Source organism: Cobetia sp. 5-25-4-2, assembly GCF_013374075.1.
Classification (GTDB): Bacteria; Pseudomonadota; Gammaproteobacteria; order Pseudomonadales; family Halomonadaceae; genus Cobetia; species Cobetia marina.
Genome location: NZ_BLWK01000006.1, coordinates 49,652 through 76,535, shown reverse-complemented (window position 1 = coordinate 76,535; position 26,884 = coordinate 49,652). Strand labels below are relative to the sequence as shown.

The 26,884-nt window shown below is 62.7% G+C and carries 19 protein-coding genes and 1 riboswitch; of the genes, 6 read left to right on the top strand and 13 right to left on the bottom strand.

Features of this window, described 5'->3' with window-relative positions; all coding sequences use genetic code 11:
* The first annotated feature begins 342 nt into the window (after positions 1-342).
* Positions 343-2,535, top strand: a complete 2,193-nt coding sequence (locus HXS65_RS13045; protein ID WP_176494083.1) for an OsmC domain/YcaO domain-containing protein — start codon at positions 343-345, stop codon at positions 2,533-2,535.
* Between the two features lie 124 nt (positions 2,536-2,659).
* On the opposite strand, the gene HXS65_RS13040 is transcribed toward HXS65_RS13045, so the two are convergent.
* Complete coding sequence (locus HXS65_RS13040; RefSeq protein WP_176494082.1) at positions 2,660-3,601, bottom strand: LysR substrate-binding domain-containing protein; 942 nt, start codon at positions 3,599-3,601, stop codon at positions 2,660-2,662.
* Positions 3,602-3,770: 169 nt separating this feature from the next.
* Here HXS65_RS13040 and HXS65_RS13035 point away from each other — a divergent pair, with 169 nt between their 5' ends.
* Positions 3,771-4,475, top strand: coding sequence for an SDR family oxidoreductase (locus HXS65_RS13035; protein ID WP_240704314.1), 705 nt, complete (start codon positions 3,771-3,773; stop codon positions 4,473-4,475).
* A gap of 210 nt (positions 4,476-4,685) precedes the next feature.
* Positions 4,686-5,369: a type 1 glutamine amidotransferase domain-containing protein gene (locus tag HXS65_RS13030; protein ID WP_176494081.1), complete on the top strand. Its 684-nt coding sequence runs from the start codon at positions 4,686-4,688 to the stop codon at positions 5,367-5,369.
* 221 nt (positions 5,370-5,590) lie between these two features.
* Here the strand turns inward: HXS65_RS13030 and atzF are convergent, their stop codons facing one another.
* The 7 genes from atzF to HXS65_RS12995 all read right to left on the bottom strand — a co-directional run bounded on the left by atzF (position 5,591) and on the right by HXS65_RS12995 (position 15,967).
* A complete protein-coding gene (gene atzF, locus HXS65_RS13025; RefSeq protein WP_255304515.1) occupies positions 5,591-7,423 on the bottom strand; it encodes an allophanate hydrolase in 1,833 nt (610 codons plus the stop codon).
* Entirely contained in the window at positions 7,423-11,244 is a 3,822-nt protein-coding gene (gene uca / locus HXS65_RS13020) for an urea carboxylase (protein WP_176494080.1), read from the bottom strand. Before uca ends, atzF begins: the two co-directional genes overlap by 1 nt.
* Before the next feature lie 194 nt (positions 11,245-11,438).
* A complete protein-coding gene (locus HXS65_RS13015) occupies positions 11,439-12,149 on the bottom strand; it encodes an urea amidolyase associated protein UAAP2 (RefSeq protein ID WP_176494079.1) in 711 nt (236 codons plus the stop codon).
* Positions 12,150-12,240: 91 nt separating this feature from the next.
* Positions 12,241-12,999 carry an urea amidolyase associated protein UAAP1 gene (locus tag HXS65_RS13010; protein ID WP_176494078.1) on the bottom strand — a complete coding sequence of 253 codons (759 nt, stop codon included), beginning with the start codon at positions 12,997-12,999 and terminating at the stop codon, positions 12,241-12,243.
* A complete protein-coding gene (locus tag HXS65_RS13005; RefSeq protein ID WP_176494077.1) occupies positions 12,983-13,879 on the bottom strand; it encodes an ABC transporter ATP-binding protein in 897 nt (298 codons plus the stop codon). The genes HXS65_RS13010 and HXS65_RS13005 overlap by 17 nt, the downstream gene beginning before the upstream one ends.
* Complete coding sequence (locus HXS65_RS13000; protein ID WP_077371317.1) at positions 13,876-14,700, bottom strand: ABC transporter permease; 825 nt, start codon at positions 14,698-14,700, stop codon at positions 13,876-13,878. Before HXS65_RS13000 ends, HXS65_RS13005 begins: the two co-directional genes overlap by 4 nt.
* 109 nt (positions 14,701-14,809) lie before the next feature.
* Positions 14,810-15,967: a putative urea ABC transporter substrate-binding protein gene (locus HXS65_RS12995; protein ID WP_218015085.1), complete on the bottom strand. Its 1,158-nt coding sequence runs from the start codon at positions 15,965-15,967 to the stop codon at positions 14,810-14,812.
* A 53-nt stretch (positions 15,968-16,020) separates the two neighbouring features.
* Positions 16,021-16,129, bottom strand: a riboswitch (guanidine-I (ykkC/yxkD leader).
* 309 nt (positions 16,130-16,438) lie between these two features.
* On the opposite strand from HXS65_RS12995, the gene HXS65_RS12990 reads away from it, so the two are divergent.
* Both HXS65_RS12990 and HXS65_RS12985 read left to right on the top strand, forming a co-directional pair.
* Complete coding sequence (locus HXS65_RS12990; protein ID WP_176494076.1) at positions 16,439-17,233, top strand: hypothetical protein; 795 nt, start codon at positions 16,439-16,441, stop codon at positions 17,231-17,233.
* A 207-nt stretch (positions 17,234-17,440) separates the two neighbouring features.
* Complete coding sequence (locus HXS65_RS12985) at positions 17,441-18,115, top strand: DUF6998 domain-containing protein (RefSeq protein WP_218015084.1); 675 nt, start codon at positions 17,441-17,443, stop codon at positions 18,113-18,115.
* A 129-nt stretch (positions 18,116-18,244) separates the two neighbouring features.
* Here HXS65_RS12985 and HXS65_RS12980 read toward each other — a convergent pair whose 3' ends face one another.
* The 5 genes from HXS65_RS12980 to HXS65_RS12960 all read right to left on the bottom strand — a co-directional run bounded on the left by HXS65_RS12980 (position 18,245) and on the right by HXS65_RS12960 (position 24,650).
* Positions 18,245-19,069, bottom strand: a complete 825-nt coding sequence (locus tag HXS65_RS12980; protein ID WP_176494074.1) for an ABC transporter ATP-binding protein — start codon at positions 19,067-19,069, stop codon at positions 18,245-18,247.
* On the bottom strand, positions 19,066-20,223 hold the full coding sequence (locus tag HXS65_RS12975) for an iron chelate uptake ABC transporter family permease subunit (RefSeq protein WP_255304514.1): 1,158 nt from the start codon (positions 20,221-20,223) through the stop codon (positions 19,066-19,068). Before HXS65_RS12975 ends, HXS65_RS12980 begins: the two co-directional genes overlap by 4 nt.
* Complete coding sequence (locus tag HXS65_RS12970; protein WP_176494214.1) at positions 20,220-21,272, bottom strand: iron ABC transporter permease; 1,053 nt, start codon at positions 21,270-21,272, stop codon at positions 20,220-20,222. The genes HXS65_RS12975 and HXS65_RS12970 overlap by 4 nt, the downstream gene beginning before the upstream one ends.
* Entirely contained in the window at positions 21,232-22,296 is a 1,065-nt protein-coding gene (locus tag HXS65_RS12965) for an iron-siderophore ABC transporter substrate-binding protein (RefSeq protein ID WP_255304512.1), read from the bottom strand. The genes HXS65_RS12970 and HXS65_RS12965 overlap by 41 nt, the downstream gene beginning before the upstream one ends.
* A gap of 161 nt (positions 22,297-22,457) precedes the next feature.
* Positions 22,458-24,650: a TonB-dependent siderophore receptor gene (locus HXS65_RS12960; RefSeq protein ID WP_176494073.1), complete on the bottom strand. Its 2,193-nt coding sequence runs from the start codon at positions 24,648-24,650 to the stop codon at positions 22,458-22,460.
* A gap of 598 nt (positions 24,651-25,248) precedes the next feature.
* Between HXS65_RS12960 and HXS65_RS12955 the strand changes: the two genes are divergently transcribed.
* Entirely contained in the window at positions 25,249-26,532 is a 1,284-nt protein-coding gene (locus HXS65_RS12955) for a histidinol-phosphate transaminase (protein ID WP_255303278.1), read from the top strand.
* The last annotated feature ends 352 nt before the right edge of the window (positions 26,533-26,884 follow it).

Here is a 26,884-nt window from a genome sequence, read left to right as displayed (position 1 = left end):
ATACCCCTTTATTGTGGTTGGTGGGGGGTGTTGTGACCTGTCGTGGACAACGACAGGGGGCGGAACATGGCAATGCATCAATTATTGTATTTATGCGTATAAATTAACCAATAGGTGACAATCCCCGTACCGTCAAGAAAGTGGCGGCGATTGCACCGGATGTTTCAGGAAGTGAAGAAGATCCGCCGGCCTCCCTCAGCGGCTGGCGACAGCAGGAGGGCGCAAGTCTTCCGCTTTTCGTCTCACCCGCGACGCAGGCCCCCAAAATCTGGATAATGGCGCCCATCGCGTAGCCGCCTCCGGCGTGCTGGCGCCCATACTCTTCACAGCGGTGCATCGTTCATGGAAATCAAGGTCAACTTTCTCGACAACCTGAGGCTCGAGGCGAAATTCGACGACTTCACGGTCATCACCGATCAGCCCATCCGCTACAAGGGCGATGGGTCGGCGCCGAGCCCGTTCGACTACTTCCTGGCGTCCTCGGCGCTGTGCGCGGCGTACTTCGTGAAGGTGTACTGTGTGGCGCGCAACATCCCGACCGAGAACATCCGCCTGTCGCAGAACAACATCGTCGACCCGGAAAACCGCTACAACCAGATCTTCAAGATCCAGGTGGAGCTGCCGGAAGAGCTGTCCGACAAGGATCGCCAGGGCATCCTGCGCTCCATCGAGCGTTGCACGGTGAAGAAGGTCGTCCAGACCGGCCCGGGCTTCGAGATCGAGACGGTCGACAACCTCGACGAGGACGCCCAGGCCCTGCTGATGGCGGAGCCGCCGGAAGGACAGAGCACCTGGATCGAGGGCAAGGACCTGCCGCTGGAGCAGACCATCGCCAACATGACGGGCCTTCTGAATGATCTCGGCATGAAGATCGAGATCGCCTCCTGGCGCAACATCGTGCCCCACGTCTGGTCGCTGCACATTCGTGATGCCGCCTCGCCGATGTGCTTCACCAACGGCAAGGGCTCGACCAAGGAGAGCGCGCTGTGCTCGGCGCTGGGCGAGTTCATCGAGCGTCTGAGCTGCAACTTCTTCTACAACGACCAGTTCTTCGGCGAAGCCATCGCTGACAGCGATTTCGTGCATTACCCGAACGAGAAGTGGTTCCAGCCGGGCCCGAACGACGAGATCCCGGAAGGCGTGCTGGACGATTACTGCCTGGAGATCTTCAATCCGGACGGCGAGCTGGGTGGCTCCAATCTGATCGACACCAATTCCGGGCGTGCGGATCGTGGCATCGTGTCTCTGCCGTTCACTCGTCGCTCGGATGGCGAGACGATCTATTTCCCGTCCAACCTGATCGAGAACCTGTACCTCAGCAACGGCATGAGCGCCGGCAACACCTTGCCGGAAGCCCAGGTGCAGTGCCTGTCCGAGATCTTCGAGCGTGCCGTGAAGCGCGAGATTCTCGAGCAGGAACTGACCCTGCCGGACGTGCCGCAGGAGGTGCTGGCCAAGTACCCGGAAATCGTCGAGGGCATCGAGGCACTGGAAGCCCAGGGCTTCCCGATTCTGGTCAAGGACGCCTCGCTGGGCGGCCAGTTCCCGGTGGCCTGCGTGACCTTGATGAACCCGAAGACCGGCGGTGTCTTCGCCTCCTTCGGCGCGCATCCGAGCTTTGAGGTTGCCATCGAGCGCAGCCTGACCGAGCTGATGCAAGGCCGCAGCTTCGAGGGGCTCAACGACTTCATGCCGCCCACCTTCAACTCGCTGGCCGTGTCCGAGCCGAACAACTTCGTCGAGCACTTCATCGACTCATCAGGTCTCGTCTCCTGGCGTTTCTTCAGCTCGAAGACCGACATCGAGTTCGTCGAGTGGGACTTCTCCGGCAGCAATGAAGAAGAGGTCGCCAACCTGTTCGGTATCCTCGATGAGATCGGCAAGGAATCGTACATGGCGGTGCACGAGGACCTCGGCGCGCCGGTGTGTCGTATCCTGGTGCCGGGCTATTCCGAGGTCTATCCAGTCGAGGACCTGGTGTGGGACAACACCAACATGGCGCTGGATTACCGCGAGGACATCCTCAATCTGCATCGTCTCGATGACGATCAGCTGGCGGACCTGGGCGAGCGTCTCGAAGAGAGCCAGCTTGATGAGCACATGGACATCAAGACGCTGATCGGCATCGAGTTCGACGAGAACACCATCTGGGGCCAGCTGACGATTCTCGAGCTGAAACTGATGATCAATCTCGCGCTGGGTCAGCACGAGGACGCGCTGGATCGTGTCGAGATGTTCCTGCAGTACAACGACAACACCGTCGTGCGCGGCCTCTATTATCAGGCCATGAAGGCGGTGCTGGAGATCACCCTCGACGATGAGCTGGAGCTTGAGGACTACCTCTACAACTTCCGCCGCATGTTCGGTGAAGACACCATCGCTGCCGTGGTCGGCTCCGTGCAGGGTGAGGTGCGCTTCCATGGTCTGGAGCCCACCAACATGCAGCTGGAAGGGTTGGATCGCCACCTGCGTCTGATCGAAAGCTACCAGAAGCTGCACGCCCATCGTGCTGCCTTGGCGGCCGAGCAGGCCTGATGCTCGCCTGCTGAATCCTGTGGCATGACCTGTGGCATGACCTGTGGCATGAAAAGAACGGCCCCTCACTGGATGGTGAGGGGCCGTTTTCGTTTCCGGGGGCTTGCGTATGCGTACCAGTGGCTCAGGACAGCACCTTCTGATCCTCTGCCAGACGCTGACAACACGCGATGATCTGCTCCCTGATCCAGCGGTGCGCCGGGTCCTTCTGATAGCGGCGATGCCAGCTCAGATGGAAGGGGAAGGAGGCGAAGGCCACGGGTGGCGGCACGAGGGTGACGGCGAACTGACGACAGAAATGCTGGCATAGCCCGGTGGGCAGGCTCGCGATCAACGGCGAGCGTTCCAGCAGGGAAGGCACGGCCATGAAGTAGGTGACGGCCAGCGCTACCTCGCGCTTCAGCCCCTGACCCTCAAGCTGCTTGAAGATGCCGCTTTTCAGGCGGGCATGCGGTTGAACCAGCACATGGGCGTGGTGCTCGAAATCCGCCTTGGTCATGCGGCCCTCGCCATCCAGCCGCTCCAGCAGGGGATGGCCATTGCCCACCAGGCAGTCGATGCCTTCGGTGATCACCTCACGCACCACCAGATTCTCGGGCGGGTCGACCTGACGCCCGAAGGCGAGATCCGTCGTGCCGCTCATCACGCCAGCCTCGCTCATGTCCTGTGACAGTCTGCGTACCTGCAGCGTGATGCCGGGGGCCTGCTCACGCAGGATCGTCGCCAGTTGCGGCAGGATCAGCACCTCGAAGTAGTCGTTGGCGGCGATCTCGAAATGACGGCTCTCGGTGGTGTGGTCGAAGTGCCGCTCGCTGTTGATCAGGCCATCGAGGTCGGTCAGCGCCGCCTCGATGGTCGGGAACAGATGGTCGGCCTTCTCGGTGGGGCGCATGCGCTGGCGATTACGAATGAACAGCGGGTCATTGAACAGTTCGCGCAGTTTCGACAGCGCCGCGCTCACCGAGGGCTGACTCAGGTGCAGACGCTCGCCGGCGCGCGTGACGTTCTGCTCGAGATACAGCGCATGAAAGGTGCGCAGGAGGTTGAGGTCGTAATTGAGCTTCATGATGACTACCAGAGCAGGCGGAGTGTCTCGGCTGCACTCGGGCGAGTGAGCACTATTTGTCTGGATGATAGCAGCTATCCGGACTATCGATTATCACGATGGGAGGCTCAGGCGGTAGGGTGGTCTCAAGGACACGGCGAGAGATCAATGCGACCCACAGGAGCGATCCATGAGTGATGTGAAGCAGATGCAAGCCGAAGGGCAAAAGATCATTCTGATCACCGGTGCCTCCAGCGGTATCGGTGAAGCCACCGCGCGCACTCTGGTGAAGGCCGGGCACAAGGTCGTCGTGACCGCCCGCCGCAAGGAGCGGCTCGATGCGCTTGTCGAGGAGCTGGGCAGCGACAAGGTGCTGGCGATCGCCGCGGATGCGACGGACTACGATCAGCTCGCCAAGGTCGTCGAACAGGCCGTCGCCCATCATGGCCATCTGGATGTGGCGTTCGCCAATGCCGGTACCGGCGTCAGCCAGGCTGGCACCGAGAACGGCGATCCCGAGGAGTGGAAGCGAGTCGTCGACATCAACATCAATGCGCTGCTGTGGACCGCCCACGCGACCCTGCCGCATCTGAGAGAGCGCAAGGGCCACTTCATCCTTACCAGTTCCGTGGCCGGGCGCGCCAATCATGCGGGCTCCATCTACAGCGCCAGCAAGTGGTTCGCCTACGGTTTCGGCCAGAATCTGGCGATGGAAATGGCCGAATGGCAAGGCCGCTGCACCACCATCACGCCGGGCATGGTCAACACCGCCTTCTTCGATGAGCCCAAGCCGGACAAGCTGGACCCGCAGGATGTGGCGGATGCCGTGCTCTACGCCATCAGTGCCTCACCGCGTGCCAATATCCGCGAAGTGCACCTGGTGCCGACCTGGTGAGCCGGTTCGCTCGACAGCGGGCTTCCGCCTTCGCTGAGCACGCTTTCGCAGGACAGCTATTTGTATGAGCGATAGTGGCTATCTGGACTATCGATTATGACGATGGTGACGTGAGCCGTAAGCTTGATTCCACACAGGGCGAGCATCACCTCGCCGACAAATTTCGTGAAGTGACCGTTGCGGGCTATCCCGCGCGTAAAGGAGAGCATCATGAGCAAGGTTCTGGTGGTAGTGACATCCCACGATACGCTGGGTGACACGGGCAAGAAGACAGGCTTCTGGCTGGAAGAGCTGGCGGCTCCCTACTACCTGCTGAAGGATGCCGGTGTCGAGGTGACACTCGCGTCTCCCAAGGGCGGTCAGCCGCCGCTGGACCCGGCAAGCCAGGGCGAGGACTTCCAGACGGATGCCACTCGCCGCTTCGACAAGGACACTGCCGCTCAGCAGGACCTCGCCACCACCGCCGTACTGGCAGACATGAAGGTCGAGGACTTCGATGCCATCTTCTACCCGGGTGGCCACGGCCCGCTGTGGGATCTGACCAACGACGCCGATTCCATCCGTCTGATCGAGCAGTTCCACGCGGCCGGCAAGCCGGTCAGCTCTGTCTGCCACGCCCCGGCCGTGCTGCTGAATGCCCGCAAGCCGGATGGCACTCCCTTCGTGGATGGCGTGCATGTCACCGGTTTCACCAACGGCGAAGAAGAGGGTGTCGGCCTCACTGACGTCGTGCCGTTCCTGGTGGAAGAGGCGCTGCAGCAGAAGGGCGGCATCTATGAGAAGAAGGACGACTTCACCTCCTACGCCATCCAGGATGGGCTGATCATTACCGGTCAGAACCCGATGTCCTCTGAAGGCGTCGCGGAACTGCTGCTCAAGAGCCTCGAGCAATAAGCGCCCTGAGCGACAAGCACTTCGGGACACAAGCACTGCGAGACACAAGCACTGCGAGACACAAGTACTTCGAGAGACAGACACCTCGAGCAACAGGTGCTTCATGATTCGGGCGCTGCCTGATCTGACGAGTGCATGAAAAAAGCCGCTACCGGTCATCCGGTAGCGGCTTTTGCGTGTCTGGCATCCAGCTTCGACGAGAGGTTGTCAGCGAGTGCGGATCACCCGCGCTCCATCCACGCCTTCCAGCCGCCGTACTCGCTGATGTCCGTCATCGGCACGCCGCTGTCAGCGGTGACCGAGCAGATGAAGCCCGCGACCCAGCGGCCGTCCTCGAGTTCGATCTGGCCCAGTCCCAACGGGAAGGGGATGCCGGCGAGGAAGCTGCCGACACTGGCGATGGGCAGTGACCAGACTTCCAGCGCGATGCTGGTGCCGCCCTCTGGCGCGCGCAGCATGGCCGGTTTGGCGGGTGTGGCGTCATCCAGTTGATAGAGGCGGTAGCGGGGGGCGCTGTGAGTACGGGCGACCAGGCGGGCATCGCGCTGGGTGAGCTGGTGATTGAGCGGCATGTCAGTGAGATGCGCACCGCAGACCGCGATCTCGAGCCGGCCATTCTTCGCCATCGGCAGATCGCTGTCGGCGAGGCGTGCCTGGGGACGGGCAACGGCGCTGGCCCCCAGTGGCAGCGAGAATTCCTTCTCGAGCAGCCGCGCGATGCTCAGCAGTTGCAGGTCTTCAAAGGCGGGCGCGAACAGCGTCACACCGCCGGGCAGGCCTTGGCTATTGAAGCCGACCGGTACGGCCAGTGCGCTCAGATCCAGCAGGTTCATGAAGTTGGTCCAGGTGCCCAGTTCCGAATTGACCGCGATCGGTGCCTCGGCCAGCTCCGCCTTGGTCGGCAGACGCGGCGTGGTCGGGGCCAGCATCACGTCCACCTGCGCGAGCAGGGCATCGGCCTGACGGCGGTATTCGGCCAGCTGATAGCGGGCATCGAAGGCATCCACGGCCAGCGGCGTGGCGCCGCCGAGGGTGATCTCGCGCGTGACAGGATGCAGTGCCTCGGGGTTGCGCTCGATCAGCTCGCGCACCGCGTGATAGCGCTCCGCCACCCACGGGCCTTCATACAGCAGGCGCGCGGCGGCCAGCAGCGGGCTGCAATCCAGCTCGACCAGCTCGGCCCCTGATGCCTTGCACTGACGCATCGCCGCTTCCATGTAGCCGCTGTAATCGGCATCGGTATGCCACTGGGTACGCGGCGGCACGCCGATGCGCAGGCCGGCGAGATCCGGCAGGAGGCCGTAGGTCTGGCCATGCACGGCGAAGTCGTGCTCGCGCGCCCAGCGGTTGTCGGCATCGAACTGTGCGGTGACGGACAACACCCGCGCGGCATCATCGCAGCCGAGTGCGAAGATCGAGATGGTATCCAGGGTGGCGCAGGCCGGCACCACACCGCCCGCGCTGAGCAGGCCGAGGGTCGGCTTCACGCCCACCAGATTGTTGAAACAGGCCGGCACACGCCCGGAGCCCGCCGTGTCCGTGCCCAGCGCGAAGCTGACCTGCCCCTGGGCGGTGACGACGGCGGAGCCACTGCTGGAGCCGCCCGGCACATAGGCGGGGTCGAAGGCATTCGCCGGGGTACCGTACACCGCCAGGGCGCGCTCGCCGACCAGACCGGTGGCGAACTGATCCAGATTGGTCTTGCCCATCGGGATGGCACCGACCGCGATCAGCTGCTTGACCACGAAGGCGTCATCGTCTGGCGTGTAGGCGAATTCCGGGCAACCGGCGGTAGTGGTCACGCCGGCGAGATCGATGTTGTCCTTGATCGCGAAGGGGATGCCGTAGAGCGGCAGTGACTCGGGCGCCACGTCGTCCAGACGCGCCAGATAGGGTTCCAGCTGATCTGCGCTCAGGCGGGTGATCCAGGCGGCGTCTTGTTCGGGCTGCGCGGCCAGCAGTTCATTCACCAGCTGGCGTGGCGTCAGCTCTCCGGCCTGATAGGCCTTGCTCAGCGCCGTGATGCTCAGGTTGTGCGGGGTATGGGTCATCATCACAGCGTCTCCTCGGAGGACAGGGTCGATTGGGCGTTGTCTGGTGCGCTGGCATCAGCTGGATCAGTGGCTTCCACGGCGGTCGACAGCACGATCAGCGGCTGGCCGGGGGCGACGCCGCTGCCTTCCTTGATCGGCAGGCGAACGACACGGCCTGCGGTATGGGTGCGAATCTCGACTTCCATCTTCATCGACTCGACCAGCGCCACCACCTGGCCGGCCTCGACGAGATCGCCCTCGGCGACCTCCAGCTTCCACAGGCTGCCGGTGACCGGCGTCTCGATGCCCAGCTCGTCATCGCTCAGGCTGTCGGCTTCCTGCACCTCGTTGATCTGATCCTCGAAGGTGAACTGGCCGCGTGCATGCCAGTCGTCGATTTCCTGCTGGAAGGCGGCCTGACGGCGTTCACGGAAGGCATCGGTCTCGGCCTGATGCTCGGCGATCTGCGCCTGATAATCGGCGAGGCGGAAGCGGGTCTTCTCGATCTTCAGGTCGTAACGCCCCTGAGGGTGATCACGACGGATCTGCTCAAGCGCCTCATGGCTGACCGGGTGGAAGCGCAGTTGATCGAACACGCGCAGCAGCCACGGGCTGGTGAAGTGTTCGGTGCGGCGATAGCGATTCCACATCTGCAGCGTGCGGCCGACGAACTGATAGCCGCCCGGACCTTCCATACCATAGACGCACAGATAGGCGCCGCCGATGCCCACCGAGTTCTCCGCGGTCCAGGTGCGTGCCGGGTTGTACTTGGTGGTCACCAGGCGCTGGCGCGGGTCCAGCGGGGTGGCCACCGGCGCGCCGAGATAGACATCGCCGAGGCCCATCACCAGATAGCGGGCGTTGAGTACCGTCTCGCGCACCGCCGCCTCATCGGCGAGGCCATTGATGCGGCGAATGAATTCCAGGTTGCTCGGGCACCAGGGGGCGTCCGGGCGCACCGAGCGCTGGTACTTGTCGATGGCCTGCTGACACGCCGGGTCATCCCAGGACAGCGGCAGGTGCACGGTGCGCGCCTCGATCTCGATGTCCTCGACATCCTTGAGCGCGACTTCCGCCTGTTCGAGGTGGGTCATCAGCGTGGCGAGGGCAAGCTTGCGCGGGTCGTAATGCAGCTGCAGCGAGCGGATGCCCGGTGTCATCTCCATCAGGCCGGGCAGCGGATGCTCCTTGAGCCACAGCATCCAGGCGTGGGCGCGGAAGCGCAGCGCGATATCCAGCTCCATCTGGCCGAATTCGATCAGCAGGAAGTCATCCCCGGCGCGGCGATAGACGATCTGCTCGCCGCCTTGCTCGGCGCTCAGGCGCTTGAGTACTGGGGAGTCGTCCGGACGCGGACGTTGCTCGGCGATGGCGCTCAGCGTGGTGCTGGTCGCCGCCAGAGGTGACTCCAGTGCGTCGAGCTTGCCACTGGCGAGGGCGGCGATCACGGCGTCCTGCTGCACCTCGATGGCGCGAGCTTCCTCCAGAGTCAGCGCGACGAAACGGATGCGGTCACCGGCGGCCAGCTGGCCCAGCTTCCAGCGTTCCGCGCGCACCACGGTGGCCGGACACACGAAACCGCCCAGCGACGGGCCGTCCGGGCCGAGGATGACTGGCATGTCGCCGGTGAAGTCGATGGTGCCGAAGGCGTAGGCGTTGTCGTGGATATTGGAGGGATGCAGACCGGCCTCGCCGCCGTCGGCACGCGCCCACTGCGGACGCGGGCCGATCAGACGCACGCCGGTACGGCTGGAGTTGTAGTGCACCTCCCAGCGGTGGCCGAAGAAGGTGCTGATGTCGTCTTCGGTGAAGAAGTCAGGCGCACCGTGCGGGCCGTAGAGCACGGCGATCTGCCATTCGCGACCTGAGGTCTTGCCTTGCGCATTATCGATAATGCTAGCGCCCTGCGGGATCAGCGCCTCGGGCAGCCGGGTCAGGGCGGGCTGGGGGCACTCGGCGAGATCAGCCAGCGGCAGGGTGTCGCCACTGCGCAGGGCACGTCCGGCATGGCCGCCGAACTGGCCCAAGGTGAAGGTCGCGCGCGAGCCCAGATACTGCGGGCAGTCGATGCCCCCGGCGATCAGCAGATAGCTGCGCGCGCCGGCAGCGACCTTGCCCAGGCTCAGGGTGCTGCCAGCGGCGATCTCATGCACCTGCCACAGGGCAAGATCGTGAGACGCGGTGTCATCGGAGCCGGCTACAGGTGCTGAAACGGACAGCGTGGCGGGCAGCGGCGCACCGGCCAGCACCACGCGCGTGGCGCGGTGGAAGTGCAGCGTCGGGCCATTGAGGGTGATCTCGAGACCTGCGGCATCGGCCGCGTTGCCCAGCAGCGCATTGCCGAGACGGAAGGCGTAGTCATCGAAGGGGCCGGAGGGCGGCACGCCCACATCCCAGTGCCCCTGGCGACCCGGCATGTCCTGCACGGTGGTCAGGGTACCGGGGACGATCACTTCAAAGGTCGGTGCGGCCCACTCGAGACCTTCCAGCCAGCGGGTGTAGATCTCGACATTGCAGAAGCGCGGGTCTTCCAGCAGGTGCGACAGCCACTGGCGGTTGGTCTCGATGCCGTAGAGGCGAGAGGCGGCCAGTGCCCTGGAGAGATCGCCGCGTGCCTGCTCGCGGGTCGGGGCGTGCACCATCACCTTGGCCAGCATCGGGTCGAACCACGCGGGGACCTCGAAGCCGGCCTCGATGGAGTGATCCACCCGCAGCTGGCTGTCATCGGCGAGGGCGGCGGTCACGGCGTCATTGGCGAACTCCACCTCGGTGAGCAGGCCGCTGGAAGGGCGGAAATCGTGCTGCGGATTCTCGGCATAGACGCGTGCCTGCATGGCGTGACCCTTGGGGGACAGCGGTGCGGCCAGCGTTGCGAGATCGTCCAGCTCACCGGCGCCCAGCTTGAGCATCCAGGCGACGATGTCCACGCCCCACACAAGCTCCGTGACACCGTGCTCGACCTGCAGGCGCGTGTTGACCTCCAGGAAGTAGAAGGCCTGACGCTCGGCGTCATAGATGAATTCGACGGTACCGGCGCTGCGGTAATTGACGGCTTCGCCCAGGCGGATGGCGGTGGCGATCATGTCGTCGCGAACGCGCTCGGGCAGGTTAGGTGCCGGGCATTCCTCGATGACCTTCTGGTGGCGGCGCTGACTGGAGCAGTCGCGCTCGCCCAGCGCGATTACCGTGCCTTCGCCATCCCCGAACAGCTGCACTTCCAGGTGACGGGCGCGGGCGATGTACGCCTCGAGGAAGACGCCACCATCACCGAAGTTGCGCTCGCCCAGGCCCTTGACCGAATCGAAGGCGCGACTGAGGGAGGCGTCATCCTCACACACCTGCATGCCGATGCCGCCGCCGCCGGCGGTGGACTTGAGCATCACCGGATAGCCGATACGGGCGGCCTCGCTCAGTGCGCTCTCGACGTTGTCCAGCAGGCCGGTACCGGGTACCAACGGCACGCCGGCGTTCTCGGCGATGGTGCGCGCCTCGTGCTTGAGGCCGAAGGCGTGGATCTGCTCGACGGTCGGGCCGAGGAAGACCAGGCCGGCGGCGTCACAGGCCTGGATGAAGCGGGTGTTCTCGGACAGGAAACCGTAGCCCGGGTGCACGGCCTGGGCGCCACTCTCGCGGGCGATGGTGATCAGCTTGTCGATGTCGAGATAGGTGTCGGCGGCGGCACCTTCGCCGAGGCTGTAGGCGTCATCGGCCTCGCGCACGAAGGGGGATTCACGATCGGCTTCTGCGTAGACGGCGACGCTCTGGACACCGAGGGCACGCAGCGTGCGCTGGATTCGGGTGGCGATGGCGCCACGGTTGGCAATCAGGACCTTATGGAACATGACGGAGTCATCCTTCCGGCGGCGGGTCGTCCCGCCTTCAAACTGTGAGCTGCCGGTCGTCCGGTAGCCGGGCAGAGCCTTGGGGGTTGACGAGTGATGCAAGATAGATGACATCGTCAGGGGTGGCTCGGCCGTTTCTTGTCGTATGCGTGTTCGAAAGCGTCGCTGTCAGCTCGGCGGTTCAGCTCAGCGGTTCAGCTCAGTGGCGAGTCGCTGATGCGGATGGCGACCGGTGTCGGGTCGAAGCCGTTGCAGGGGTTGTTGAGCTGCGGGCAGTTGGAGAGCAGCACGTAGACGTCACGTTCGGCGACCATCTCGACGTACTTGCCCGGGGCGGACAGGCCGTCCTCGAAGCTCAGGCCGCCATCGGCGGTGACCGGCACGTTCATGAAGAAGTTGATGTTGTGGCCGATGTCGCGCTTGGTCAGGTCGTACTTCGGGTAGCGGGCGATGGCCAGCATCCAGTTGTCACGACAGGAGTGCATGTGGCGCTTCTCCAGGTCGTAACGCACGGTGTTGGACTCGCTGGAACAGGCGCCGCCCAGGGTGTCATGACGGCCACAGGTATCGCCGGTGATGGTCAGCAGCGCACGGCCACGGGTGGAATACAGCACGCTGCCGGTGGTCAGGTAGACCTTGCCCTGCTCGCGCACGGTGTCCATCGCGCTGTAGCGCTCGGCGGTGTCGTCGGCCGAGAAGAACAGGGTGTCGGCGGCCTGATTGCCGTGCAAGTCAGTGATGCGCAGGTGCTGACCAGCGCGCACCAGCCCGATGAAGTGATCGCCGGCCTCGACGGTGCGCTCAAGCTCGCGCGGCTGCTGTGCCGGGTCTGCGTAGCTCAGCGGGGCGTCGTCCGTCGTGGCCGGGGTGTGGGCATGGGGGTGTTCAAGCGTCGAGGTGCACATGGGATTGTCCTTTGTCCTTGTCATCGAGGGCGTCGTTTCCAGTTGCCACTAGGCCCGTCGGCGTGGCGTCCGTCTGCTGTCGGGGGGCGCCTCAGCCCGCCAGGTGATAGAGCTGATTGTTGGCGTAGGCGCGGGCATTCTCGGGGCGCGACAGATAGCAGGCGTCGTGCTCATCCATCGGTGTCGCGGTGCCGAAGGTCATGTCCACGCCGCGCAGCGGATATTCCTCGGCGGGGTCCAGCGGATGCGGACAGGTGTGCAGCAGGACGAGGGTGTCCATCTCGAAGCGCAGGGTGACGCTGTCGCCGGCGGCGCAGTGGTCGGTGACGTAGTGCAGGTTGGCGTCTTCATCGGCGCGCACGCGGGAGAACAGGTTGAGGTTGGCGCACAGGTCGCGCTCGCTCAGGCCGTACTTGGCCATCTCGATCAGCAGGCTGTCGTGACCGGTGGGCGTGAAGTCATTGAAGGCCTGCTGGTAAGCCTTCTTGTGCCAGCCCTTGGCGGCGAAGTGCTGCTCCATCAGGTTGCCGCTGGCGCTGTCATGCCAGCCGAGATCATCCTGGATGATGGAGGCGAAGATGCGGCCCATGTCGGAATACAGGCAGTGCCCTTCGGTGAGGCGAAAGGTGTGCTGACCCTTGAGGGTGTCCGGCAGATTGAGGCGCTCAAGCAGATCCAGCGGGTTGTACATCACCAGACCGACATTGGCGTTGGCCTCGCGGGCGGTCAGCTTGAGTGCGCTGCCACGCGGCATGCGCATCGACCAGTGATGGCCGCCGGGCAGATGGGTCTGATACTTCGCGGTGAAGCTGGCGCGGGCGGTGGTCGCGGCATCAAGCGGTATGTTCATTGATTTGGCCTCCGGTGAGAGTGGCTTGGGAAACGGAGTGGGCTGGCGTCGTCAGCGTTTCGTGCGCGAGCGTCGGCTGGTCAGCGCCCGTCTGGACAGCGCCCGTCTGGACAGAGCCCGGCTGGTGAGCGCCCGGCTGCTGAGACGACGCCTTGGCCTTGCTGCGCTCGGTGGGCAGGTCGTAGGTGATGGTCGAGCCATAGGCCTGCGGGGCCTGCGGGTCGACACGCACCTTGTCGAACACCCAGACGCGCGAGCCCAGCTCGAACGCTTCCTTGAGGTCGTGGGTGATCATGAAGATGGTCAGTTGCTGCTCTTCCCACAGGCGCAGGATGAGCTGATGCATGTCCTTGCGGATGCCCGGGTCCAGTGCGCCGAAGGGCTCATCCAGCAAGAGGATGCGCGGCTTCATCATCAGCGCCTGGGCGATGGCGAGGCGCTGCTGCATGCCGCCGGACAGCTCATGCGGGTACTTGTCCAGCGCGTGGGACAGGCCGACTTCTTCCAGGCGTTTCTCGGCGGCGACGCGTGCCTCGCGACGCTTGGCCCCGAACAGCTTGCCGGTCAGCGGGGCGCGCGCCAGTTCCTCGGCCATGATCACGTTGCCGAGCACCGTGAGATGCGGGAAGACGGAATACTTCTGAAAGACGATGCCGCGGTCCGGGCCCGGCTCGCCGGGGATGGGCTTGCCGTCCAGCAGCAGCTCACCGCGCGAGACGCCCTCGGTGCCCAGCAGCAGCTTGAGGAAGGTGGTCTTGCCGCAACCGGAGGCGCCGACCAGGGTAATGAATTCCCCGGCCTCGACGGTCAGGTTCATGCGTTCCAGCACGACCTGCTGGCCGTAATGCTTCTCGAGACCCTTGGCGTGGATCAGGCTCATGATTGGCTCTCCTCAGCGTGGTACCAGGGGAAGGCGCGGGTCGAGACGAGCACCAGCAGACGGTCGAGCAGAAAGGCCAGCAGCGTGATCCAGGCCACGTAGGGCAGGATGACGTCCATCGCCAGATAGCGGCGCACCAGGAAGATGCGATAGCCGAGGCCGTCCTGGGCGGCGATGGCTTCCGCGGCGATCAGGAACAGCCAGGCGCTGCCGAGTGCCAGACGCGTGGCGCTCAGAAGGCGCGGGGTCAGCTGGGGCAGCAGCACGCGGGTCAGCACCTGCCAGGAGCTGGCGCCCAGGGTCTGGGCCTTGATCAGCTGCTCATCGGGCAGGCGCAGGGCCTGATTCTGCAGGTCGCGAATCAGGAAGGGCGTGATGCCGATGACGATCAGCGCGATCTTGGCCAACTCACCCGTCCCGAAGGCGATGAACAGGATCGGCAGGATCGCCATCGGCGGAATCAGGGACAGCACGGTGATCAGCGGGGACAGCTTGGCGCGCAGCAGCGGCAGGCCGCCGGTGAGCAGGCCGACGCTCAGGCCGATCAGCGCACTGATCAGCACGCCGGCCAGCAGGCGTTCGAGGCTGGCGAAGGTGTCGGTCCACAGCGGCAGATCGCCGGTGCGCACGTTGACCTCGGTGGCCAGCTTGGCGAAGGACTCGCCCATGGACGCGAAGGACGGCAGCAGGCGGTCGTTGGGGTTGTCGAGCAGTCGCTGGTTGGACTGCACGATGTAGAGGATGGCCAGCAGCGCGAAGGGCAGGCCACCGAGCAGCCAGCGGCCACCACGGGAGGGTGTCAGATTGATCAGGCGTTTCATGCGCGGGCTCCACGGGTGCGAACGAGAGGTGCGGTCGAGGGAGGCGGTCGGTTCACCAGCCACAGAGACAGCTTTCCTGCGGCTGGTGTGCGGCATCCACCGCGTGGCGTTACTGGCTGTCGGCCAGTGCGGCGGTATAGCTCGGGTCGAAGCGCAGCATCACGTTGCCTTCATCGCCGACGACGCCGGCAGGCGTCTCGATGCCGATGAAGCCGGCATCCGGCGCGCCTTCGCCCAGCAGCCCCTGCGCGAAGCTGAAGTCGGCGATGTGCTGCATGGTGTCCTTGAGGCTCGGCGCATTGAAGGCGGCCACGGCCTCGGCGGGGGTGTAGTACATGTGGGTCGCGGCCAGCTGGGCCTGATAGCCGGCGAGGTCGGTGCCGGCGGCATCGGCCATCTGGGAGAGCGCGGCTTCGTCACCGGCCTTCATCTTCTCCATCACCTCATACCAGGCGCCGACCAGCGCGTGGCCGAAGTCCGGGTTGTCCTTCAGGGTCTGGGTATTGACGACCATCAGGTCGAGAATCTCGCCGGGGATGTCACTGGAATTGAAGACTTCGGTGTAGCCGGGCATGTCCTTGAGCGTGGCCAGCTGGGGGTTCCAGGTCACCACCGCCTGGGTATCGGTGTTGCTGGCCAGCGCCACGATGTCGGCATCGCCGGTATTGGTGGTGGTGAGATCGCGCTCGCTCATGCCGACGCTGTCCAGCGCACGTGCCAGCAGGTAGTGGGAGACACTGAACTGCACCAGATTGACCTCACGCCCCTTCAGGGACTCGATGGAATCGCCGTCGCGTACCATCACGCCATCATTGCCATCGGAGTAGTCGCCCAGAATCAGCGCGGTGGAATCGACACTGCTGGCGGCGGGGAGGGTGAGGGCGTCCATGTTGGTCATGGCGCAGCCATCGACATTGCCGGAGGTGTACTGATTGATGGACTCGACGTAATCGTTGACCTGTACCACATCGATATTGATGTCGTACTTCTTGGCCCACTTGTCGACGATGCCCTGGGTATCCGCGTATTCCCACGGCATCCAGCCGGCATACACCGACCAGCATACGCTGAAGGAATCCTGCGCCATGGCCTGTGGGCTCAGCGATGCGCCAAGCAGCAGGGCGCCGGCCAGCGCAGCACGTCTGGAGGTCTTGCTGGATACGGCGGATGCCGCCGGGGAATCAGATGCGACAGCAGCGGATGGCGCCTGAGCGCAAGCATCCGAGAGGTAAGTCGTAGACGGGGAAAGGCGAGTGGGCTGGGTCATTGTCGTTATCTCCGGCGGAAAAAGTGAGAGGCGCCGACCTTTTCAGGCGTTGCGTCTCCCGGGCTTTTGTCCCGCCGTGTAACCCCCAGCTTGGAGGTCGAGTGCTCTCGGACCAGTCGTGACGGCTATCAGCCAGTCACCGGAACCCTAGCGCTCCATTGGTGTAGATTTTCGATTGTTGTATGCCTATCGGTGCCTCGGTGAGTGTCTAGCAGGAAGCGTGCCTAGCAAGTTTTTTCTTTTAAAAACAATGGTATACATGACATTAGTCTATTCAGAGAAAAATTTATCTAATGAGGAATGCACTGTTATGGTGAGCCCGCTAAAATTTTGCACCACGGTGAGTTTTTATACGGGATGATATGATATATATGCTAGGTTAGATTTTGCTTATGATTCGTGATAAGTGAAGTTCATATAGAGTTATGCGAGATACTGATTTTTATACTGATAGGCAGCGAGGAGATTGATTTGGAAATTAAGTTGCGGTCTAGATATGAGGGTGGTGTTTTCGATGATGGCTTAAGTGAGTTATACGATGGTACTACTTCATTAATTGGTTTCTGTCGAGTCATAGCTATATCAATTCATATGCTTGCAAATGAAGAGGTCATTCATAGAGCAACCGCACTAAAGGGAGCCAAATTATATCGTCGGGCAGCCAAAAAGGGTAGCTTTGTAGATGAGATAATAATAGTTCTTGATAATCCTGTTGTAGCAAACATAGGTTATAGTGTTGCTGCCGCCGCAGTTTATGATTTTATTAAATATTCGCTAAATAAGGCGATGGGTAAGAATGTTGCGCCAGAAACACCTTACGTAAAGAGAATGTGTAAGCGAATAGAACCGACTGTGGATAGATTTGAAGATAGTTTGCGGGGGCCCCTCATAGATATGCATAGGCCAATTAGAAATAATAGTGATGTTTATATTAATATTGAGAGACCTAAAGGCCCTATCGTGAGGATGGATCTAGAAACACTAGCCTATTTATCTAAGGATCGTAGAGAATCCCTTGTTCTTGAACCTTGTAATGTAACTAAATTTAACATTTTGACTGGCTACGGGAAGATTTATCTCGACCGAGAAGAAAGAGTAGTTTCGTTTAATACAAATAGTAATATTGATCAAGACGAGAAGTTTAAGATAACCAAGTCAATGGATGACGCTTTTAATGATAAAGGTGGTAAAATATTAATTGATGGAGTCGCCATACTTGATGAAGTAGGTCGAGTTAAGAGTGTCACAATAAATAGCGTCACTTAATGTCGCTTTAAGATTCAAGGTCAACTTTTATCTTTGATGTTAGTGCTTTAAGTAAGCTATTGATAGTAATGGGTTTGCATGGCAAAGCATGCGTGTATTTATTGCTTGGTTTTGCTTGGCAGTTCTTGTTTTATAGAAAGTTAATGTATGAATTATATGTCATCCTGTATTAACTTTACTTGGTAGGTATGTATGGCACTTTCACAGATGCAGATCATCCAATCCTTGGGTGAGGCGATGGCCTGGTTCGAGCGAGAACTGAGCTGGGACGTGCCGCCGACCGAGCTACGTCATCTTTGCGGACGCATTGGTGAACTTTACGCTGCATTGATCACCAATGGTCAGATGGCGACCGAGGTGAACCAGCGTGGCTATGACGTGGTAAGCGGTGACGGTGAGCGAATCTCGGTCAAGACCACTGCGATGATGGGCGGTGGAGGCCATGTTGCTTTCAATCCCCGCTCGCTGGAGGAAGTGGAGCGCATCATCATCCTGCGTATCAATACGGAAGAGATGCAGATCGAGAAGTTGCTGGATGCCACAGTGGAAGAGGCAAGGTCGTTGATGTCACCGGAACGCGCAGGCAAACAGAGCATCTCGTTGTCTCGACTGGCCAAGACTACGAAGCCACGCAGCGAGCTGAAAGCCGTGCGTGAAGTCATGTTCGCATCTTGTCTTGTTCGCGAACTTGAGAACGGCAGCATCGAAGTCGAGCGCGATGATGGTCAGGGGATGCAGGCAGTGAGCCCTGTTCAGCCAGTGCTGCGTGAATTGGCAAGACAACTGAATCTGCCGCTGGTCAATGGCAACGGCAATCCGCACAACACCCGTCAGCTGGGTAGTCTGGTTATCAAGAGTCTGAGTGAGTCGTCGCATATCTAGTCGCGAGAGAGTCATCATATGAAGCGCTGAACAAGGGGCCATGGCGGCCCCTTGTTCAGTGATATCGATTCTGATGTCTCATGTGGACTGTGTTGCATTGAATGTGCTCTGGCCTATCCAACAGCGTGATCAGCTCGACATGGCTTCGTTCCTTGCGGCTTTCATCCCATGACGCCCGACGGGCACCATCATCGGCTTGCCGGTGACGGGGTCCGGGGTGATGTGGCTTTCCAGCCCGAACACCTCCTTGACCATCTCGCGTGTGAGTATCTGCTCGGGCGGGCCGCTGGCATGAATCTGGCCGTCTGACATGGCGATCAGCACATCCGCGTAACGTGCGGCCAGGTTCAGTTCATGCAGCACCATCACGATGGTGGTGCCGCGAGCGTGGTTGAGGTCCGTCAGCAGGTCGAGCACTTCCACCTGATGATTGATGTCGAGGAAGGTGGTGGGCTCATCCAGCAGCAGAATGTCCGTCTGCTGGGCGAGCGCCATGGCAATCCAGACACGCTGACGCTGGCCGCCGGAGAGTTCATCCACCGCGCGTTCGGCGAGTGCGGCGGTGTCGGTGGCGTTGAGGGCTGCCAGCACCGCGGTGTCATCGTCACGCGTCCAGCGCTGGAACAACCCTTGATGCGGATGCCGCCCGCGGCTGACAAGATCCAGCACCGTGATGCCTTCCGGGGCGATCGGTGACTGGGACAGCAGCCCTAGTTGGCGGGCCAGTTGGCGTGCCGGCAGGCGGTGGATCGACTTGCCATCCAGCAGCACCTCGCCCCGCGAGGGAGGCAGCAGGCGCGAGAGCGTGCGCAGCAGGGTGGATTTGCCGCAGGCATTGGCGCCGACGATCACGGTGATCTCGCCCGGAGCGATGTCGAGGTCTATCGACTCGAGCACCGGTCGTTCGGCATAGCCTGCCGTCAGGCCATTCACGCATAGGGAAGGGTGGGTCATGAGGAAACGACTCGCTGAGATGACGGGCGGTGAGGGGCAAAGGAGGAAGATGGCGGCGTCGGCTGTCTGCCGCGTCGTTGTCTGCGCCCTGAGGGGCCGGGCCCCTGATGTTCCCGCATCAGCAGCAACAGCAGCACCGGTGCGCCCAGCACGCCTGTCACCACGCCCACCGGATAGCGCGCAGGCAGCAGGAACTGGCCGATGAAGTCGGCGACCAGCATCAACAATGCCCCGATCAGGGCGGCCGGGATCAGCATGGAGCCGCGTCGCCGGAACAGGCGCGTCGCGATGGGCCCGCTGACGAAGGCGACGAAGGCCACCGGGCCGACCACCGCCGTGGCGCAGGCGACCAGCCCGACCGCCGAGAGAATGATGATGAAGCGCGTGAGCGAGAGCCGTACGCCGAGACCGCTGGCCATGTCATCGCCCATGCGCATGACGTCCAGATGCCGACTCATCATCAGCAGCAAGCTGCCCAGCAGGCCCAGTGCCACGGCAAGTGGTGGTAGCTGACTCAGGGTGATGCTGTTGAGGCTGCCGGTCATCCAGCGCAGCGCTTCCTGCAATGACCAGCTGGGCGCCTGCGTCAGCAGATAGGCGGTGATGCTCTGCAGCATGGCGCCCAGTCCGATACCGACCAGTATCAGCCGTGCCCCGGCCACCCCCTTGCGCCAGGAGAGGGTGTAGATCAGCAGCGCCACGCCAAGCGAGGCGGCAATCGCCAGCAATGACACCAGCGTGCCGCTCAGCGACAGCATCACGATGGCGAATACCGCCGCCGTGCTGGCGCCGGCACTGATGCCGATGATGTCCGGACTGGCCAGCGGATTGCGCAGCATGGCCTGGAAGGCGGCGCCGCCCAGTCCGAAGCAGCAGCCCGCGAGAATCGCGACCAGCGCACGCGGCAGGCGCAGCTCGGTGATGATGAAGCTGGCCCCCGGCACGTTCTCGCCCAGCAGTACCTGAAGCACCGTGAGTGGGGGAATGAAGCGCTGTCCCTGCATCAGGACTAGGCTGAAGACGGCGAGCACCACGGCCAGCAATCCCCAGAGCGTGAGGCGGCGCTGGCGCTTTCGGGCACGCCGCAGGTGCGTCAGGGTGGCACGCGAGGTGGGATGCGTCGCAGACGAGGCGTCAGGCAGGAGAGGGCTCACAGTGATTTCACCTTGTGGCGACGGACGATCCAGATGAAGAACGGTGCGCCGACCAGCGCCGTCATGATGCCCACGTCCAGTTCGGCGGGGCGTGCGATCAGACGTCCGAGAATGTCCGCCGAGGTCAGCAGCAGGGCGCCGGCCAGCGCCGAGAGCGGCAGAATCCAGCGGTAATCGCTGCCCACCATCAGGCGACAGACATGCGGCACCACCAGCCCGACGAAGGCGATGGGGCCACATACCGCGGTGATGCCACCACATAGCAGAATCGCGCCCAGTGCCGCCATCACCCGCACCCGCGCCACGCGTTCGCCCAGCCCGCTGGCCATGTCATCGCCGAGCGCCAGCAGGTTGAGTCGGCGCGCCGAGACCCCGCAGATCAGCAGGCCGCTGAGCAGGAAGGGCAGCGCCGGGGTGATCTGTGCCCAGGTCGCGCCGCCGACACCGCCGATCAACCAGGACTGGATCAGCCCGCCGATGTCGGCGCGCGGCAATATGATGGCCGTGCTCAGAGAGCTCAGCGCCGCCGAGATGACGGCCCCGGCGAGTGCCAGGCGCAGCGGGGTCGCCCCGCCACGCCCGAGGCTGGCGATCAGATAGACCACCACGGCGCTCAGTCCCGCCCCGAGAATGGCCAGCCACAGATAGTCGCTGGCCTGCTGGATGCCGAACCAGGCGATGCCGATCACCACGGCGAGCGCCGCTCCGGCATTGACGCCAAGCAGCCCCGGGTCTGCCAGCGGGTTGCGGGTCAGGCCCTGCATCACGGCGCCCGACACGCCCAGCGCCGCCCCGGCCAGCATGGCCAGCAGGGTGCGCGGCAGGCGGCTGGCCACGGCGGCCTCGGCCATCGAATCCAGCGAGCCGTCCAGCAGCCCCGTGATGTCGGCCCAGTGGGTCACCCGCGCACCGAAGGCCACCGACAGGGCGAGGCTTGCACACAGCGCCAGCAATAGCAGCAGGGTGCCCAGCCAGCGCCGCTGACGGCTGGCCGACAGCGGCGTGAGATCACTCGCCCTTGCGGGCGGCGACGGACAGCTGGTCAACATAGTCGTCAAGTACCCAGGGAATCGAGAGAGGTGTGGGGTTGGCGGCAGTGCCCATCGGGCCGTTCTCCAGCAGCACCACGGCGTCCTGCTGGATGGCGGGCAGGCGGGAGGTCAGCAGATGCTCGTTGAGGCGGTCGATCAGCGGCTGGCCACCGTAGGTCAGCACGATATCGACATCGGCCAGCTCATCGAGGCGCTCGGCGCTGATCTGACCGGCAAAGCGACCCTCGACGGCGGTCTCGCTGACGAATGGCGGCGAGACCATGCCCAGCTCGTGGAAGAAGCGCACTCGGGCATCGTTGTCGTTGTAGAAGGCGATGCGGCTCAGATTGGTGGGGTCGATGTGGCTGATCACGATGATCGACTTGCCCTGGATCTCGGGATGATCCGCGATGTTCTCGGCGATCCGGGCCTCGAGACGCTCGATCAGCGCCTCACCCTCGGTGGCCATGCCCATGCCGGCACTGTCGTGGCGGATCATGTCGCGCCAGCTGGAGGACCAGCGCGGCCCCGGACGTGCCACCACCGGCGCGATCTTGCTCAGTGTCTGATAGTCGGCCTCGCTCATGCCGGAATAGGCCGCCAGGATGACGTCCGGCTGGCTGGCGGCCACCGCTTCGAAATCGATGCCATCGCCCTCGTCGAACAGCGTGTACTCGCCGGCGTCAAGTTCCTCCAGGCGCGCCTTGACCCACGGCATCATGCCGTCATCGTCGTCATCCCCGAAGGCCTGGCGCGGAAAGCCCACCGGTACCACGCCGAGTGCCAGCGGCACCTCTTGATTGGCCCAGGCGACGGTGGCGATGCGCTGCGGCTTTTCCTCGATGATCGTCGTGCCGAAGGCGTGCTGGAGGGTGATCGGGTAGTGCTGGGCGTGCCCTGCCGCTGGTGAGGCGTCAGACGCGGATGCCGTGGAGGGGGTGTCAGCGTGAGACGTCGCTGATGCCTGTGCCTGGGCGGCAGGCACGAGACTGGCGGCCATGATGGCCAGGCCAATGGCGCAGGAAAGTCGTGTGAGTCGCAAGGGAGAATCCTTTTTCAATCGGGTCGCGGATGACAGCCCCTGCACCTGAGGGGCTGTCCAGAGGAAAGGCTGTCCAGAGGAAAGGCTGTCCAGAGGAAAGGCTGTCCAGAGGAAAGGCTGGCCATCGGAAAGGCTGGCCATGAGAAATGACGCGCCTGTCCTCAGAAGTCGTAGGTCATGCTCAGCAGGGCACTGCGCGGCGCACCATAGAGGTACTGGCTGTAGAAGCCTTGCTGGGTGTAGTACTCCTCATCGAAGAGGTTGGAGACGTTGAGCTGGGTACTGAAGTGGTCATTGATGCGATAGCGCGCCATGGCGTTGGCCAGGAAGACATCGCCCTGACCGACCTTGGCGGTGCCGGTCGGGGTATCGGCGTCACGATAGGTGTCGCCCTGCCAGGTGCCGCCGGCACCCAGGGTCAGGCGTGACCAGTCACCGGGCAGCTGCCAGGTGGCGTAGACCTTGGCCTGCTGGCGTGGATAGCTGGTATTGAGCTGGGTGCCATCGGAATCCTCGGCATCCACCAGCGCGTAGCTGGCGGAGAGGTTGATGCCCGGGGCGACTTCACCGGCCACTTCCAGCTCGAATCCTTCCACCACCGCGCCGTCGGATTCGGTGTAGGCCTGATCGGTGGTGCCCGCGACATAGACGCCGGGGATCTCGACGGCCAGATTGTCCTGCTCGCTGCGGAAGACGGCGAAGGACACGTCAGCGCGATCATTGAACAGCTCGGCCTTCAGGCCCGCTTCATAGCTGGTGCCTTCCAGCGGATCGAGCAGGGCGCCATCGGGGGCGCGCTCACTCTGGGTGTTGAAGATCTGCGTGTAGCTCGTGTAGGCGGTGAGGTTGTCGGTGATATCGACGATCAGGCCGGCATAGGGCGTGAACTCGTCGTTGTACTCATAGCTGCGCTCACCGCGATAGTCCTGGTCGATCTCCCAATCCGTCAGGCGGGCACCGAGGATCAGATGCACGGGGTCTGCCAGCGAGAAACGCGTGACGGCGTAGAAGCCTTCCTGCTTGGTCTCGGTGTCATCGCTCAGGCCCCACTCGCCCCATTCGGGTTCGGCCAGCGCCGGGTCGTCACGATCGGTGAAGCTGCCCAGCGCCGGCACGCTGCTCGCCGGAGTGCGACTCCAGATCTCGTACTCTTCCTTCAGCTGCATGTAGCCGAAGCCCAGCTGATGCTCGCGACCGAACAGCTCGAAGGGACCTTCGGCGCTCAGGTTGAGGTTCTTCTGGGTCCGGTCTCCGCGGTAGTCCAGCAGATAGGAGCTGGTGGGCACCTGGCGGTTGGTGTCGTAGTAGAGGATGCCGTTGTCACGGTCGACGTAACCGCCACGGTAGTTGTAGGTCAGCCCGTAATTGGCGTCGCCGTGGCTGTAGGCGGCGGTCGCCTTCCAGCCATTGGCGAAGTAGTGGGTCAGGTCCGCGAAGCCACGCGTGTTCTCGGTGAAGAAGTGGGCCCACTCGGTATTGTTGGCGACTGACTGATCGAAATCGGTCCGCGAGCCGTCGGTGTAGTAGAGCGGCACGCCCAGATAGGCGCCGTCCTGGTCGTAGCGCTGGTATTCGATGCCGACATTCAGTTCGGTATCCGGTGTCAGTTCCGCGGCGATCACGCCGTAGAGGGTCTCGCGGTCATTCTCCACGTCATCCATGAAGCTTTCTGAGCGGTCCTTGGCGGCCACGAAGCGCACGCCGACCTTGCCGGCGTCATCCAGCGGTGTGCTGACATCCACCACCCCACGGCGGCGGTCCCAGCTGCCCACGGCGCCCGTCACGCTGGCGGCGGCTTCCTTCAGCGGCTTCTTGCGTACGAAGTTGACGGTGGCGGAGGGGTCGCCCACCCCGGTCATCAGGCCGGTGGCCCCGCGAATCACCTCGACGCGATCATAGATGGCGGTGTCCCACTCGGCGTCACCGAAGGGCCAGAAGCTGCTGGTGTTGCTCTGCTGACCATCGAACTGGAAATTGCGGATCGAGTAGCCGCGCGACTGGAAGTTGGTGCGCGTGCCATCGAGACGATTGGAGGACACCCCCGGCAGGCGGTTGACGGCTTCCGTGGTGCTGGTGAGCGCCTCATCCTCCATCTGCTGGCGGGTCAGGAAGCTGATCGACTGCGGTGTCTCGCGCGGTGACAGCGTCAGGCCATTGGCGCGGGTGCTGGCGCCGACCGTGTAGTCACGGGTCAACTCGGTGGTGGAGGTCTGCGCTTCACCGACGATGGTCATGGCTTGCAGCTCACGCGTCTCGTCAGCCGACACCAGGCTGGGAGATGCAGCGCTAGCCAGCGCGATGGCGAGGGTCAGTCGTGACAGTGGCAGTGCAGATGTCGCGGATGGATGTGACACGTTGGCGTTCCCTGAGTGCTTTTATAAGAATGATTATTATTCACTGTGAGGGGCGGCCGATGTTTTGCGAAATGCCAGAAAACCTTTGCGCAGCGCCAGACTTTGCACGAATCGAGGAACTTTTCGCACGTCGATGCCCATGCTGCCGGCGTTGGTGAGAAGAATTGCTGAGAAGAACTGCTTAGAAGAACTGTTGAGAAGAACTGCTGAGAAGAACTGCTGAGAAGAACTGCTGAGAAGAACTGCTGAGAAGAACTGCTGAGAAGAACTGCTGAGAAGAACTGAAGGGAGGCATTGAAGAAAGTCGCTGGAGAGGTGCTGGAGAGAGGCGCTGGAGAGGTGCTGGATAGGTACTGAAGAGAAGTGCGAGGGAAGGGCCGGCGAAAAGCGGCCGGCGAAAAGCGGCTCGCTGATAACGGGCAAGGGAAAAGGGGCAAGGGTAAGACGTGCCCGCCGGCAGTGGCCCCTGGCGGCGTTGCGAGAAGCGGGGCATCGGGTTACGGCGGCGCAACCGCGTGATGGATTGTGAGGCTTACGAAAGTCTTATATGTTGGTTTTGCTCATAAAGTATCAATAAATATAACGACAAGGACATGACATGACTGACGTTTCAGAGGCGGTGGTAGCAGAGGCGGTTGGGCCACAGCAGAGCCTTCATGAGCAAGGCATGACAGGGCAGGGCGCCGGCGAGACGGCGCGCAAGGCGCGGCCGGCGTCTCCCTCACGGCGCGGCTTTTTGGGCATGAGTGGCGCAGCGCTTGCCGGCGCGGCCCTCGGACAGTTCCTCCCCGGCATTCCGCAGGCCTTCGCCAAGGAGGCCCCCGCGACGGCGGCCACGCTCACGCCTTCGGCCAAGGCGCCGGTGCGACTCAACTACAACGAGAATGCCCTCGGCATGGCCCCCTCGGCGCAGCGTGCGGCCTCGGCGTCCATCGCGCATTCCAATCGTTATCCCTTCGCCCACATGGGCAAGTTGCAGTCACTGGTGGCGACGCATCACAAGGTGACCCCTGAAAGCGTGCTGTTCACGCCGGGCTCATCGGATGCGATTCGGGCCAGCGTGCTGGCGCATGCGACCCCGGACACTCAGCTGGTCATCCCGGAACTCACCTACGGCGATGGTGCCTTGTACGCCGGCTTCTATGATCTGGCGATCAACAAGGTGCCATCCTCGCGTGAGGACTGGTCGTTCAAGCTCTCCGACATGCAGCAGGCTGTGGCGGACCACGCCGGCCCGTCCATCGTCTATCTGGTGAATCCCAACAACCCGACCTCGACCATCATCTCCAGCGATGCGCTCTACGCCTGGGTCAATGCCAGCCGCTCCGACACGTTGTTCATCATCGATGAGGCCTATGCCGAATTCGTCAATGACCCGGCCTTCCGCTCCGCGGACAGTCTGGTGGCGGGGGGCGCGAAGAACGTGCTGGTGCTCAAGACCTTCTCCAAGATCCACGCCATGGCGGGACTGCGGGTCGGCTATGCGGTGGGCGATGCCGAGCGTCTCGAGCATGTCTCGCATTACGTGGAAGATGACGCCATGACATTGTCCTACCCCGGGGTCATGGCGGCGACGGCCTCGATGCAGTCACCGGAGTTTCTGGCCCACAGCAAGCAGAGCAACGACGAAGCGCGTGCCATCTTCACCGCGACGCTCGATGAGCTGGGCTGGGAGTATCTGCCCAGTCAGACCAACTTCGTCTTCCACCGCATTTCCAGGCCGCTCAAGGAGTTCCAGGCGGACATGAAGGCGCGTCATGTGTTGATCGGCCGTGCCTTCCCGCCGGCAGACGGCTGGTGTCGCATGTCGCTGGGCACCCCGGCGGAAATGCACTACGTGTCAGCCGTGTTGCGCGAGATGAAGGCGAAAGGCGTGGTGTGATCCGCATCGGCTCTTGCTGAAGCCAGCAGAAACCGGCATGCATCGAGACACCCCGGCAATCAGGTGTCTCGATGTGTTCGGTATGGTTCGCTCGGTTCTCGCGTGACCTGCTTCTCTGTTCTAAACCTCCTCATTATCTTGACCCCGTTTCTCTGTCGCAAGGCGCTTCGCCGTTATTCGCTCTTGTACTTGCTTTCACATCCCAGATTATTCCCACAACATTCCCACTTGCGCTGATTCAACTCAGCGCTTGATATGGATCAAGTCGTGAAGGCCTGCAGGCGCTCATCATGGCGATGAGCGATCAAGGAGAGCTTGCCGCCTGAGGCAATGTTCATGGTCAAATATTGCG

What these genes read in the sequence shown, in the direction of transcription:
- HXS65_RS12985 (WP_218015084.1), top strand. Translation starts at nt 17,441, where the DNA reads ATGCAGATCATCCAATCCTTGGGTGAGGCGATGGCCTGGTTCGAGCGA.
- HXS65_RS13045 (WP_176494083.1), top strand. Translation starts at nt 343, where the DNA reads ATGGAAATCAAGGTCAACTTTCTCGACAACCTGAGGCTCGAGGCGAAA.
- HXS65_RS12955 (WP_255303278.1), top strand. Translation starts at nt 25,249, where the DNA reads ATGACTGACGTTTCAGAGGCGGTGGTAGCAGAGGCGGTTGGGCCACAG.
- HXS65_RS13015 (WP_176494079.1), bottom strand. Translation starts at nt 12,149, where the DNA reads ATGTGCACCTCGACGCTTGAACACCCCCATGCCCACACCCCGGCCACG.
- HXS65_RS12980 (WP_176494074.1), bottom strand. Translation starts at nt 19,069, where the DNA reads ATGACCCACCCTTCCCTATGCGTGAATGGCCTGACGGCAGGCTATGCC.
- HXS65_RS13005 (WP_176494077.1), bottom strand. Translation starts at nt 13,879, where the DNA reads ATGAGCCTGATCCACGCCAAGGGTCTCGAGAAGCATTACGGCCAGCAG.
- HXS65_RS13035 (WP_240704314.1), top strand. Translation starts at nt 3,771, where the DNA reads ATGAGTGATGTGAAGCAGATGCAAGCCGAAGGGCAAAAGATCATTCTG.
- HXS65_RS13040 (WP_176494082.1), bottom strand. Translation starts at nt 3,601, where the DNA reads ATGAAGCTCAATTACGACCTCAACCTCCTGCGCACCTTTCATGCGCTG.
- HXS65_RS13000 (WP_077371317.1), bottom strand. Translation starts at nt 14,700, where the DNA reads ATGAAACGCCTGATCAATCTGACACCCTCCCGTGGTGGCCGCTGGCTG.
- HXS65_RS12970 (WP_176494214.1), bottom strand. Translation starts at nt 21,272, where the DNA reads ATGTTGACCAGCTGTCCGTCGCCGCCCGCAAGGGCGAGTGATCTCACG.
- HXS65_RS13010 (WP_176494078.1), bottom strand. Translation starts at nt 12,999, where the DNA reads ATGAACATACCGCTTGATGCCGCGACCACCGCCCGCGCCAGCTTCACC.
- atzF (WP_255304515.1), bottom strand. Translation starts at nt 7,423, where the DNA reads ATGATGACCCATACCCCGCACAACCTGAGCATCACGGCGCTGAGCAAG.
- HXS65_RS12995 (WP_218015085.1), bottom strand. Translation starts at nt 15,967, where the DNA reads ATGACCCAGCCCACTCGCCTTTCCCCGTCTACGACTTACCTCTCGGAT.
- uca (WP_176494080.1), bottom strand. Translation starts at nt 11,244, where the DNA reads ATGTTCCATAAGGTCCTGATTGCCAACCGTGGCGCCATCGCCACCCGA.
- HXS65_RS13030 (WP_176494081.1), top strand. Translation starts at nt 4,686, where the DNA reads ATGAGCAAGGTTCTGGTGGTAGTGACATCCCACGATACGCTGGGTGAC.